The 13,094-nt window shown below is 70.4% G+C and carries 9 protein-coding genes; 8 read left to right on the top strand and 1 reads right to left on the bottom strand.

The features are described from left to right. The first annotated feature begins 44 nt into the window (after positions 1-44). The 3 genes from A8W25_RS16320 (at position 45) to A8W25_RS16310 (ending at position 3,089) form a co-directional block, all read left to right on the top strand. A complete protein-coding gene (locus A8W25_RS16320; protein WP_067162170.1) occupies positions 45-1,127 on the top strand; it encodes an inositol-3-phosphate synthase in 1,083 nt (360 codons plus the stop codon). Positions 1,128-1,207: 80 nt separating this feature from the next. Continuing rightward, the gene (locus A8W25_RS16315; protein WP_067162168.1) at positions 1,208-2,461 is read left to right on the top strand and encodes an MFS transporter; all 1,254 of its coding nucleotides are present in this window, start codon (positions 1,208-1,210) and stop codon (positions 2,459-2,461) included. 109 nt (positions 2,462-2,570) lie between these two features. After that, on the top strand, positions 2,571-3,089 hold the full coding sequence (locus tag A8W25_RS16310; protein WP_067162166.1) for an LppU/SCO3897 family protein: 519 nt from the start codon (positions 2,571-2,573) through the stop codon (positions 3,087-3,089). Between the two features lie 155 nt (positions 3,090-3,244). Here the strand turns inward: A8W25_RS16310 and A8W25_RS16305 are convergent, their stop codons facing one another. Further along, entirely contained in the window at positions 3,245-4,687 is a 1,443-nt protein-coding gene (locus tag A8W25_RS16305) for a CCA tRNA nucleotidyltransferase (protein ID WP_067162164.1), read from the bottom strand. Between the two features lie 240 nt (positions 4,688-4,927). On the opposite strand from A8W25_RS16305, the gene A8W25_RS16300 reads away from it, so the two are divergent. From A8W25_RS16300 to A8W25_RS16280, 5 genes are all read left to right on the top strand, one after another. Further along, the gene (locus A8W25_RS16300) at positions 4,928-7,264 is read left to right on the top strand and encodes a DUF6049 family protein (protein WP_107470711.1); all 2,337 of its coding nucleotides are present in this window, start codon (positions 4,928-4,930) and stop codon (positions 7,262-7,264) included. Positions 7,265-7,318: 54 nt separating this feature from the next. Then, complete coding sequence (murJ, locus tag A8W25_RS16295; protein ID WP_067162162.1) at positions 7,319-9,490, top strand: murein biosynthesis integral membrane protein MurJ; 2,172 nt, start codon at positions 7,319-7,321, stop codon at positions 9,488-9,490. Positions 9,491-9,619: 129 nt separating this feature from the next. After that, positions 9,620-11,335, top strand: coding sequence for a protein kinase family protein (locus tag A8W25_RS16290; protein WP_067162160.1), 1,716 nt, complete (start codon positions 9,620-9,622; stop codon positions 11,333-11,335). A 64-nt stretch (positions 11,336-11,399) separates the two neighbouring features. Next, entirely contained in the window at positions 11,400-12,113 is a 714-nt protein-coding gene (sigM, locus tag A8W25_RS16285; RefSeq protein WP_067162158.1) for an RNA polymerase sigma factor SigM, read from the top strand. Further along, positions 12,110-13,063 (top strand): anti-sigma factor family protein, encoded by a 954-nt coding sequence (locus tag A8W25_RS16280; protein WP_067162157.1) that lies wholly within the window; start codon positions 12,110-12,112, stop codon positions 13,061-13,063. The genes sigM and A8W25_RS16280 overlap by 4 nt, the downstream gene beginning before the upstream one ends. The last annotated feature ends 31 nt before the right edge of the window (positions 13,064-13,094 follow it).

Genomic DNA, 13,094 nt, shown 5'->3' with positions numbered 1-13,094 from the left:
TGCGTCCGCAGGACTTCGTCGAGAACACACAGGGAGCAACCGGAATGGGTTCGGTTCGCGTAGCCATCGTCGGCGTAGGAAACTGCGCCGCCTCGCTGGTGCAGGGCGTCGAGTACTACAAGGACGCCGACCCGGCCGGCAAGGTGCCGGGTCTGATGCACGTCCAGTTCGGCGACTACCACGTCAAGGACGTGGAGTTCGTGGCCGCGTTCGACGTGGACGCCAAGAAGGTCGGCCTCGACCTCGCGGACGCCATCGGTGCGAGCGAGAACAACACCATCAAGATCGCGGACGTGCCCACCACGGGCATCACCGTCCAGCGCGGTCACACCCACGACGGTCTGGGCAAGTACTACCGCCAGACCATCGAGGAGTCCACCGAGGCCCCGGTCGACATCGTCCAGATCCTCAAGGACAAGCAGGTCGACGTTCTGGTCTGCTACCTCCCCGTGGGTTCCGAGGTCGCTGCGAAGTTCTACGCGCAGTGCGCCATCGACGCCAAGGTCGCGTTCGTCAACGCCCTCCCGGTCTTCATCGCCGGCACCAAGGAGTGGGCGGACAAGTTCACCGAGGCCGGTGTGCCGATCGTCGGTGACGACATCAAGTCGCAGGTCGGCGCCACCATCACGCACCGCGTCATGGCGAAGCTGTTCGAGGACCGGGGTGTAATCCTGGACCGCACGATGCAGCTGAACGTCGGCGGCAACATGGACTTCAAGAACATGCTCGAGCGCGAGCGCCTGGAGTCCAAGAAGATCTCCAAGACGCAGGCCGTCACCTCCCAGATCCGCGACCGCGAGCTGGGCGAGGACAACGTCCACATCGGCCCGTCCGACTACGTCGCGTGGCTCGACGACCGCAAGTGGGCCTACGTCCGCCTTGAGGGCCGCGCCTTCGGTGACGTCCCGTTGAACCTCGAGTACAAGCTCGAGGTGTGGGACTCCCCGAACTCCGCGGGTGTCATCATCGACGCCGTGCGCGCCGCGAAGATCGCCAAGGACCGCGGCATCGGCGGCCCGATCCTCTCCGCGTCCTCGTACTTCATGAAGTCCCCGCCGGTCCAGTACTTCGACGACGAGGCCCGCGAGAACGTCGAGAAGTTCATCAAGGGCGAGGTCGAGCGCTAAGTCTCGGCTTCCACCCGACTGTTGAGGGTCCCTGTGCCGTGCCGGCGCGGGGGCCCTCTTCGTATGTGACGCTTGCACACATGTCCGTCGTGCGTGATCTGCGCGTACTCCTGCGCCTGAGGAATTTCCGGCATCTGCTGGCCGTACGACTGCTCTCCCAGGCGTCGGACGGCGTCTATCAGGTCGCGCTCGCCACGCATGTCGTCTTCTCCCCCGAGAAGCAGACCTCGCCCACGGCGATCGCCTCGGCCATGGCCGTTCTGCTGCTGCCCTACTCGGTCGTCGGCCCTTTCGCGGGCGTCCTCCTGGACCGCTGGCAGCGGCGCCAGGTGTTTCTCTACGGCAATCTGCTGCGGGCCCTGCTCGCGGGCTGCACCGCGCTGCTGCTGCTCGCCTCGGCGCCCGACGCGCTCTTCTACACCTCCGCGCTCTGCGTCACGGCCGTCAACCGCTTCGTCCTGGCAGGGCTCTCGGCCGCGCTGCCCCGCGTCGTGGACGAGGAGCGGCTCGTCATGGCCAACTCCCTCTCACCGACCGCGGGAACCCTCGCCGCGACCGCGGGCGGCGGGCTGGCCTTCGGCCTGCGTCTGGTGGTCCCGGCGGACGCCGCCACCGTGCTGCTCGGCTCGCTCCTCTATCTCTGCGCGGCCCTGTGGTCGCTGCGCCTGCCGCCCGGGCTGCTGGGGCCCGACCCCGACGCGGTCCGGCCCGGGATCGGCGCCGCGATCGGGACCACGGCGCGCGGACTCGCCGACGGGCTGCGCCACTTGCGGGAGCGCCGGACGGCCGCACGCGTACTGACCGCGATGACGCTGATGCGCTTCTGCTACGGAGCGCTGACCGTGCTGGTGCTGATGCTCTGCCGCTATGCCTGGGCCGACGGCGCCTCCGACGGGCTGGCGCTGCTGGGGCTGGCGGTGGGCATCTCGGGGGCGGGGTTCTTCGTCGCGGCCGTGGTGACACCGGGGGCGGTGGCACGGCTGGGGCCCTACCGGTGGATGGCGGTGTGCGCGGGGACGGCGGCGGTCCTGGAGCCCGCTCTAGGGCTGCCGTTCGCCCCCGTACCCGTGCTCGTCGCCGCCTTCGTCCTGGGGCTGACCACCCAGGGCGCGAAGATCTCGACGGACACCGTCGTGCAGTCCTCGGTGGACGACGCCTATCGCGGACGGATCTTCTCGCTGTACGACGTGCTCTTCAACGTCGCCTTCGTCAGCGCCGCGGCGGTTGCCGCGCTGATGCTGCCCCCTGACGGGAAGTCGGCGCTTCTGGTTGTCACGGTCTCTGTGATCTACGCGGCAGTAGCGGTGTTTATGACCCGCTTTCAGCGCGGCTGAGTGTCACATCAGGGCCACAGAGTCCCCACCGATAGCAGGGATATCGGCCGGGCCCGCTACCTTACGGGCGTCATACATCACCAGTTTTTCACCAAGGGGGAACCCCCAAGTGTCCACTCCGCCGCCCCAGGGCCAGAACCCGTACGCGCCGCAGCCCAACGCTCCCCACGGTCAGCCGCAGGGCGCAGGCCCCTACGGGCAGCCGCAGGGAGGCGCGCCGTACGGCCAGCCGGGTCAGCCGGGAGTCCCGCCGCAGCAGTCGCCCTACTTCAACCAGGGCGGTCCGATACCCCACGCGCCGGCGCCCGTCCCGCCGCGCCGCAGCTACAAGAAGATCATCCAGGCCGTCATCGCGGTGAGCGTCCTCAGCGCCATCGCCGTGGGCTGGTACACCAGCCGGCATGACGCCGACACCGCCAAGGTCGGCGACTGCATGAGCATCGGCAACCCCGACTCCACGACCAACCCGGACCTCAAGGTCGTGGACTGCGGCGACTCCAAGGCCAAGTACAAGGTCGTCCAGAAGAAGGACGACGACAGCGGCTGCGACCGCAACAAGTACTCGGAGTACACCGAAACGGGCGGCAGTAAGGACTTCACCCTCTGCCTGGAGGACTACAAGAAGTAGTCGCGGCGAAGGCTGAGCGCAGCGAGCGAGGGGCGGTGTTTCACGTGAAACACCGCCCCTCGGCATATCTACGGCCCGCTGTGTTTCACGTGAAACCACGGCGTTCCACGTGAAACCACGGCGCATGTTTCACGTGAAACGTCGTCCGGCCGGCCTCAGCCCTGCTGGGCCCACCACTCCTTGAGCGCCGCGACGGCCGCGTCGTGCTCCATCGGCCCGTTCTCCAGACGCAGCTCCAGCAGGTGCTTGTACGCCTGGCCGATCGCCGGGCCGGGCCCGATCCCCAGGATCTCCTGGATCTGGTTGCCGTCGAGGTCCGGGCGGATCGAGTCGAGCTCCTCCTGCTCCTTGAGCTGCGCGATCCGCTCCTCCAGACCGTCATAGGCCCGCGACAGCGCGCTCGCCTTGCGCTTGTTGCGCGTGGTGCAGTCCGAACGGGTCAGCTTGTGCAGCCGCTCCAGGAGCGGCCCGCCGTCGCGTACGTACCGGCGCACCGCCGAGTCGGTCCATTCGCCGGTCCCGTAGCCGTGGAAGCGCAGATGCAGCTCCACCAGGCGCGAGACCTCCTTGACCATGTCGTTGGAGTACTTCAGCGCGGTCATGCGCTTCTTGGTCATCTTGGCGCCGACCACCTCGTGGTGGTGGAAGGAGACCCGGCCGTCCTGCTCGAACCGGCGCGTCCTCGGCTTGCCGATGTCGTGCAGCAGGGCGGCGAGGCGCAGCACCAGGTCGGGGCCGTCCTTCTCCAGGGCGATGGCCTGGTCGAGGACCGTGAGCGAGTGCTCGTAGACGTCCTTGTGCCGGTGGTGCTCGTCACTCTCCAGCCGCAGCGCGGGGAGCTCGGGCAGTACGTGGTCCGCGAGCCCGGTCTCCACGAGCAGCCGCAGCCCCTTGCGCGGGTGGGCGGAGACCAGCAGCTTGTTCAGCTCGTCCCGTACGCGCTCGGCGGAGACGATCTCGATGCGGTCGGCCATCGACGTCATCGCGGCGACGACCTCGGGGGCCACCTCGAAGTCGAGCTGCGCGGCGAAGCGGGCCGCCCGCATCATGCGCAGCGGGTCGTCGGAGAAGGACTCCTCCGGGGTGCCGGGGGTGCGCAGCACACACTCCGCCAGGTCTTCCAGACCGCCGTGCGGGTCGACGAACTCCTTCTCGGGGAGCGCCACGGCCATCGCATTGACGGTGAAGTCGCGACGGACCAGGTCCTCCTCGATGGAGTCGCCGTAGGACACCTCGGGCTTGCGCGAGGTCCGGTCGTACGCCTCGGAGCGGTACGTCGTCACCTCGATCAGATAGCCGTCCTTCTGGCAGCCGACGGTGCCGAACGCGATCCCGACCTCCCAGACCGCGTCCGCCCACGGACGCACGATCTTCAGCACGTCCTCGGGGCGGGCGTCGGTCGTGAAGTCCAGGTCGTTCCCGAGCCGGCCGAGGAGCGCGTCCCGCACCGAGCCGCCGACCAGGGCAAGCGAGAACCCGGCCTCCTGGAAACGGCGGGCGAGGTCGTCGGCGACCGGGGACACCCGCAGCAGTTCGCTGACCGCGCGGCGCTGCACCTGGCTCAGGGCGCTGGGATTGTCTTCGTTGGCGTTCGGCACAACAGAAAAGGGTACGTGCCCCGGCCGACCGGGGCGTCATCGTTTCGGCCCGCCCCGGCTCACTCGTCCTCGCGGGCTCTCCACAGCCCCGGAAAGCCGCCCCACCTGGCTCCCTGGCACACTCTTCCGATCATGTGGAGCAGTCCACGGCACTTCGCCACAGTCCACCTCGTTACCATGCGTGGACGCAGGAATCGACAACCACCGACACAGCTGACGACGACGAGGGACGGGCGACGCGTGGCCGAGGCGGCAGATTCTCAGGGGAGGGGCTCCTCCCCTGCCCGCCGGTGGCTGCGCCGCACAGCGGTGCTGCTCGTCGGCGCCCCCCTGATCGCCGGTCTGCTCTCCGGCACGGACGCCGGGACGGCGGCCCACGCCACCGCGGCGGCCGCGCCGGACAAGGCGCCTACGGGCTCGCGCACGGTCCAGGTGACGCTCGACTCGATGTCCCCCAGCGCCCCCGTCAAGAGCGACACGCTGACGATCTCCGGCACGGTGACCAACGCGGGCAAGCAGGCCGTCACCAGCGCCCATGTGGGTCTGCGGGTGGGCCAGCGGCTCAACGGCCGGACCGGGATCGACGACGCCTCCCAGCGCAGCGGCTTCTCGTCGACCCTGGACGGGGCCGAGGTCGGGGACAAGTACACGGTCAAGTTCCCGAAGCTGGCCCCGGGGATCAGCCGGGACTTCACGCTCTCCGTGCCGGTGAGCAAGCTGGGACTGGGCGGCGACGGCGTCTACCCGCTCGCCGTCTCGCTGTCCGGGCAGACCTCGAGCCAGCAGTACGACCAGGTCCTGGGCATCCAGCGGACCTTCCTGCCGTGGCAGCCCGAGGCCGTCGACGGCAAGAAGTCGCAGCTCACCTATATGTGGCCGCTGATGTCGTCGACCCACCTCACCGCGCAGACGGGCTCGGACGAGCAGCAGACCCCGGTCTTCGCCGACGACGCGCTGGCCGCGGAGCTCGCGCCCGGCGGCCGGCTGGAGCGGATGGTCTCGCTGGGCGACCAGCTGCCGGTGACCTGGGTGATCGACCCCGATCTGCTCGCCACCGTCGACGCGATGACCCGTAACTACCGGGTCAAGTCCGGTGATACCGATGTGCCGGGCACCAACCAGGACGTGGCCAAGCAGTGGCTGGGTGAGCTGGAGGACGCGGTGCAGGGCCAGAAGGTCATCGCGCTGCCCTTCGCCGACCCGGACCTGGCCTCGCTCGCCCATCGCGGCAAGGAGGTCTCCGGGTCGCTGAGCCATCTCCAGGGCGCCACCGAGGTCGCCGAGAAGACCGTGGAGACCATCCTCCATGTGACGCCCTCGGTCGACTTCGCCTGGCCGGTGCAGGGCGCCGTCGATCCTTCGATCGTCGACGTGGCCACCTCCGCGGGCGCCCACAACGTGATCGCCCGCAGCGACAGCCTCCGCGAGACCGGCGGCCTCACCTACTCGCCGTCCGCCGCCCGGCCGATCGGCGGCGGCACCACGGCCGTGGTCTCCGACGCCCGCCTCTCCACGGCGTTCGAGGGCGACATGTCCCGGGCCGGGAACGCCACGCTGGCCGTCCAGGAGTTCCTCGCCCAGTCGCTGGCGATCACGCTCCAGGACACCGAGAAGCAGCGCAGCGTCGTCGTCGCCCCGCAGCGGATGCCCTCCGCCGGCCAGGCCCAGACGATGGCGAGCGCGATCCACGCCCTGAGCGCGCAGCGCTGGACCCAGCCGCTCGACCTCAGCGCGGCCGCCACCGCCAAGCCGGACGCGCACGCCACCTCCCGGGTGCCTGGCTCCTCCGCGTACCCCGGATCGCTGCGCAGGCAGGAACTTCCGGTGCAGGCGTTCCAGGACATGAAGAGCACCCAGGGCACCCTGGACAAGTTCAAGGTGGTCCTGACCGCCCCCGACCGCGTCGTCACGCCCTTCGGCAACGCCATCAACCGCGAGATGTCGACGTCCTGGCGCGGCGACCGCGAAGGGGCCGTGATCTACCGGGCCGGGGTGCAGAGCTATCTGGACGGCCTCACCGGCGAGGTGCGGCTCATCCAGAAGTCCACCGCCACCATGTCGGGGCGGAGCGCCACCCTCGCCGTCACCGTGCAGAACCAGCTGGTCCAGCCCGTGGGCAACCTGGTGCTGCGACTGGAGCCGAGCAACCCCTCCCGCCTCAAGGTGACCACCAACGAGGCCGAGAACGGCGGGCAACCCGTCAAGATCGACGGCGGGCACAGCCAGTCGGTGAAGTTCACGGCCACCGCGAACGCCAACGGCCCCGTGCAGGTGACCGCCCGGCTCTACACGCAGGACGGCACGCCGTACGGCGATCCGATGGAGTTCACGGTCAAGGTCTCCGAGATCACCCCGACCGTGATGCTGGTGATCGCCGGCGGTGTCCTGCTGCTCGTCCTCGCGGGCATCAGGATGTACACCCAGCGCAAGCGGTCCACGGCCCGGAAGGAGACCGGGGAGGGCAACGGAGCGGAGGCCGACGGCGGCGACGATCCCGAGCAGCCGAGTGACCCGACACCGGACACCGGTCCGGAAAGCGGGGCCTCGCCCGGCACGGGTGAGAAAGTGGAGCATTGAGCTATCGCTATGCACCGTGGCCGGCCAGGCCGGGGACGATGAGGTGGGGTAACCATGAACGCGCCGTACGACGGTGACCGCGGGCAGGGCGCGGGCGGCGGCTCCGCGTCCTCCGGGAACACGCCCCCGGTGCCTCCCTACGCCGAGCAGGTACCGCCGCAGCAGCCCGTGCCGGACCCGTACTTCCAGGACGCCTACGGACACGATCCGTACCGGGCGCAGGACCTGTACGCCCAGGACCCGGTGACCGAGGCGCTGTACGACCGTGCCGCGCACCCGCCGCCGCCCCCGGGCACCTACGCCGAGCCGCAGCCGCTCTACCAGCAGCCGCCCGCGCAGCAGTACGCGCCGGACCCCCGGATCTGGGCGCAGACCCCGCCGCCCGAGCCGGACGGCCCCTCGCGCCATCTGCCGTACGGCGACACCGCCGGCACCACGCAGTTCGTGGGCGTCGACGACCTGGTCACCCAGGCGGGCGAGGAGCCGCCCGAGCAGGACGCCTTCGCGTACCTCTACCGCGACCAGCAGGGGTCCGGCCCCGCGCCGGCCGCCCCGGAGCCCGAGCCCCTGCCCGCCGCGCCGCAGCAGAAGTCCGGCGGCCGCGCCTCCGGGCTGCTCAAGTCGAGCGCCGTAATGGCCGCGGGCACGCTCGTGTCGCGTCTGACCGGCTTCGTCCGCAGCCTGGTGATCACGGCCGCGCTGGGTGCCGCCCTGCTCGGCGACACCTTCACCATCGCGTACACCCTGCCGACGATGATCTACATCCTCACCGTCGGCGGCGGCCTCAACTCGGTGTTCGTGCCGCAGCTGGTGCGCGCCATGAAGGACGACGAGGACGGCGGCCAGGCGTACGCCAACCGGCTGCTGACCCTGGTCATGGTGGCGCTCGGCGCGATCGTCGCCCTCGCGGTCCTCGCGGCCCCGATGCTCATCAAGCTGCTCTCGCCCACCATCGCGGACGACACGGCGGCCAACAGCGTCGCCGTCACCTTCGCCCGCTACTGCCTGCCCACGATCTTCTTCATGGGCGTGCACGTGGTGATGGGGCAGATCCTCAACGCCCGCGGCAAGTTCGGCGCGATGATGTGGACCCCGGTCCTCAACAACATCGTCATGATCGGCACGTTCGGCCTGTTCATCTGGGTGTACGGCACCTCGGCCGAGTCGCACATGGGTGTGCAGACGATCCCGCCGGAGGGCATCCGCCTCCTCGGCATGGGCACCCTGCTCGGCCTGGTCGTCCAGGCGCTGGCGATGATCCCGTACCTGCGCGAGACCGGCTTCCGGTTCCGGCCGCGGTTCGACTGGAAGGGCCACGGTCTGGGCAAGACGGTCAAGCTGGCCAAGTGGACGGTGTTCTTCGTCCTCGCCAACCAGGCCGGCGTGGTCGTCGTCACCCAGCTCGCCACAGCCGCCGGCAAGGCGTCCGGGAAGAACGGCACCGGCTTCCTCGCCTACTCCAACGCCCAGCTGATCTGGGGCATGCCGCAGGCGATCATCACGGTCTCGGTGATGGCGGCCCTGCTGCCGCGCATCTCCCGGGCCGCGCACGACAACGACCCGGGCGCCGTCCGCGACGACATCTCGCAGGGCCTGCGCAACTCGGCCGTCGCCATCGTCCCGGTCGCCTTCATGTTCCTCGCGCTCGGCGTCCCGATGTGCACCCTGCTGTACTCCAGCAGCGGCATCGAGGCCGGCCGGTCCATGGGCTTCATCCTGATGGCGTTCGCGCTGGGGCTGATCCCGTACTCGGTCCAGTACGTCGTCCTGCGCGGCTTCTACGCGTACGAGGACACCCGGACGCCGTTCTACAACACGGTCATCGTGGCCGCGGTGAACGCCGCGGTCTCGGCCGCCTGCTACGTGATCCTGCCCGCCCAGTGGGCAGTCGTGGGGATGGCGGGCGCCTACGGTCTCGCCTACGCCGTGGGCGTCGGGGTGGCCTGGCGCCGGCTGCGCAACCGCCTGGGCGGCGACCTGGACGGCGCGCGCGTGCTGCGTACGTACGCGAGGCTGTCCCTGGCGGCCGTCCCGGCGGCCGCCATCGGCGGGGCGCTGGGCTTCGTCATCCTCAAGGGGGTCGGCCAGGGGGCGCTCGGCTCGCTGGTGGCACTCGTGGTGGGCGGGGCGGTGCTGCTCGGGGTCTTCTTCGTCGCGGCGAAGAAGATGCGGATCGAGGAGCTCAACTCCATGGTCGGAATGGTGCGCGGACGGCTCGGACGCTGAGTCCGTTCTCCCGCGCACAACCATCGTCCGCCGCCGTGTGTCGTGCATAGTGCCGGACTGTGGGCACAATTGGCATGACTTTGCATGGCTGGCCGACAGCACGCAACGGATGGGGAGGCAGGAACGACGGTGGCGGAACGTAGCACGGCTGCCGTCGACGTGGCCGACAACAGCGGCGACAACCCGCTGACCGCCAAGGCGGACGGGGCCACGACCGACGGGGTGGCGGAATCCATCGACACGGCAGACACGGCGGAGCAGGGCGCCGGCGACACGGGCGGTGAACGGAAGCCCATCGCCACACCGGAGCTGCACAGCGGCCACAAGCTCGCCAGACGCTACCGGCTCGAAGAGTGCGTCACCCGTCTGGACGGTTTCAGCAGCTGGAGGGCGGTCGACGAAAAGCTGCGTCGCGCCGTGGGCGTCCATCTCCTCCCGGCGGACCATCCGCGGGCGCGTTCCGTCCTGGCGGCGGCCCGCTCGTCGGCGCTCCTGGGGGACCCGCGCTTCGTCCAGGTGCTGGACGCGGTGGAGGAGAACGATCTCGTCTACGTGGTCCACGAGTGGCTGCCCGACGCCACCGAGCTCACGGCGCTGCTAGCGGTCGGCCCGCTGGAGGCACATGACGCCTACCAGCTGGTCACCCAGGTGTCCCAGGCCATGGCGGCGGCCCACCGCGAGGGCCTCGCGCATCTGCGGCTGACTCCCGGCGCCGTCCTGCGGACCTCCTCGGGGCAGTACCGCATCCGCGGGCTCGCGGTGAACGCCGCACTGCGCGGCATCACCTCCGACACCCCCCAGCGGTCCGACACGGAGGCGATCGGCGCGCTGCTGTACGCCTCGCTGACCCAGCGCTGGCCGTACGACAGCGATGCCTACGGTCTGCACGGGCTGCCCAAGGGCGTCGGCCTGATCGCTCCCGACCAGGTGCGCGCGGGCGTCCACCGGGGCCTGTCCGAGCTCGCCATGCGCGCGCTGGCCAACGACGGCGCCACCGCGTCGCGCCAGGAGCCGGCCTGCACCACGCCGGACGAGCTGGTCAAGGCCGTCTCGGCGATGCCGCGGATCCGCCCGCCGGAGCCCGCCTTCACCGCGCCGCCGGAGTACCAGCGCACCACCTACCAGCAGGGCACCTACGGCCGTCCGCCCGCGGGTCCGCACCCCTCGGTCACCCAGGTCGTGCCGACTCCGCCGCCCGCGCTCCAGGGTCGTACCGGCAAGGCGCTCAAGTGGGCCGTGTCGGCGCTGCTCATCGCCGCGCTCGGCCTGGGCAGCTGGCAGCTCGCGGACTCGCTCCTGGGCCATGACAAGGGCTCCGGCGAGTCCGGGACGTCCCAGCAGCCGAACAAGGGCGACGGCGACAAGCCGAAGGCTCCGGTGCCGCTGCGCATCCAGGGGGCGGAGGAGTACGCCCCCGACGGCAAGCCGCAGAACGCCAAGGACGTGGGCAACACCTACGACGGCAACACCTCCACGTACTGGCGCTCCAAGAGCTACAAGGGCGGCCCCACGCTCGCTCCTTACAAGGAGGGCGTGGGCATCGTCTACGACCTCGGGTCCGAGAAGGGCGTGTCGGCAGCGTCGATAGCCCTCCGGTACGGCGGCAACCACACGACGGTGACGCTGTACGCGGCGGACTCCATGTCGCCGAGCACGCCGGTCGGCTCCATGAAGCAGATCGCGACCACGACGACGAGCAATGCCTCGGCCGATCTCAAGGCGGCGAAAGCGGTGAAGACCCGCTATGTCGTCCTGTGGATCACGGCGGTGCCCTACGCGGCCACCGACGAGTTCAGCGATCCCGGTTTCAAGCAGGCCATAACGGACGTCAAGTTCACCGGCTGATCCGGCAGGGCCTGAGTCCGAGGTTCGACAGGAAAATCCGACAGCACGGGGAGGGGGCTCACCGTTGGACGACGCCACATACGGCGGCGTGAACGACCAGGACCTTCTGGCCCGCCATGTCGACGGTGACCCCGAGGCCTTCGGCGAGCTGGTCCGGCGCCACCGCGACAGACTCTGGGCGGTCGCCCTGCGGACGCTGGGCGACCGCGAGGAGGCCGCCGACGCCGTCCAGGACGCCCTGGTGTCGGCCTACCGGGCCGCACACACCTTCCGCGGCCAGTCGGCCGTCACGACCTGGCTGCACCGCATCACCGTGAACGCCTGCCTCGACCGGGCCCGCAAGGCGGCGTCCCGTAAGACCTCGCCGGTCGACGACGCGGAGCGCCTTGAGCTGCTCCTGGAGCCCCATGAGTCGGCCGAGGCCCCAGCGGAGCGCCAGGACCTCCACCGACAGCTGGTGAAGGCCCTGGGGACGCTCCCGGCGGAACAGCGCGCCGCCCTGGTCCTGGTCGACATGCAGGGCTACCCGGTGGCAGAGGCGGCGGAGATCCTCGACGTGCCGGTGGGAACCGTGAAGAGCCGCTGCGCCCGGGGCCGGGCACGGCTGCAACCCCTGCTCGGTCATCTGCGCGGTGACACGGGCGACACCGGGGATAGCCAGGAGCGCGGTGGGGGAAGGAACCGGACGCCGGGGACATCCGTCCCACCTGCGTCGGGACCAAGGGACGCAGGACCGAATGATCCTGCTGCTGTGAAGGGCGGAGGTGGGCGCACGTGACATCCACGGCCGACATGACTCAGCACCCGGACGTCTCGGAGATCTCCGACCTCCACGAGGGCCTGCTTCCCCCCTCCCGTACCGCCGCCGTGCGCCGGCACCTGGACGGCTGCGACCTGTGCGCGGACGTCCACGCCTCCCTGACGGAGATCCGCGACCTGCTCGGCACCCTGCCCGGGCCGCCGCGCATGCCCGCCGACATCGCGGGCCGGATCGACGCGGCGCTGGCCGCCGAGGCCCTCCTCGACGCCACGGCGCCCACCACCGGGGCGACCGCGGTGTCCATCACAGCGGCAGCCCCCGTCACCACCGAGACGGCCGACGACGCGGCGCATGTTTCACGTGAAACATCGCTCGGCTCCGCCCCGGGCGACACTCCTGCGGCAGACCGCCCGGCCGGGCGCCCCAGGGCCGCCACCGGGCCGGGCCGACCGCGTGCCCCACGGCGTCGCCGCACAGCCGTGCTCGGAGCTGTCTTCGGCGCCGCGGCGATCGGGGTGAGCGTCTTCCTGGTGCAGGCGCTCCAGCCGTCCGACGACACCCACGCGAAGTCCGACGTCACGTCCCAGCCGACGCCGGGCACTGTCTTCTCCGACACCTCCCTCGCCGGCCAGGTGCGGACCCTGATGAGCTCCCGGTCCGGCCTGGAGAACACCGGGAACTCCCCGGCCGGCAAGGACCCCGAGTTCGGCGTCACATCCAACTCCCCGAAGCTCGGCGTCGCCGTCGACGTGCCGCCCTGCGTCCAGGCGGGCACCGGCCGGAACTCGGAGACCGTGCTCGCCGCCGAGACCGGCGAGTACCAGGGCACCCATGCGTACCTCCTCGTCCTTCCGCACCCCAAGGACACTTCGCAGGTCCAGGCGTACGTCGTCGACGCGAGCTGCGAGACCGCAGCGCCCGACGCCAAGGGCAAGCTGCTGCTGACGCACTCCTATCCCCGTCAGTGAGACGTTCCGGGAATGCTCGCCCCGTAGGATC

Source organism: Streptomyces sp. ERV7, from assembly GCF_001653515.1.
Lineage (GTDB): Bacteria > Actinomycetota > Actinomycetes > Streptomycetales > Streptomycetaceae > Streptomyces.
This window is presented reverse-complemented; position numbering and strand designations above follow the sequence as displayed.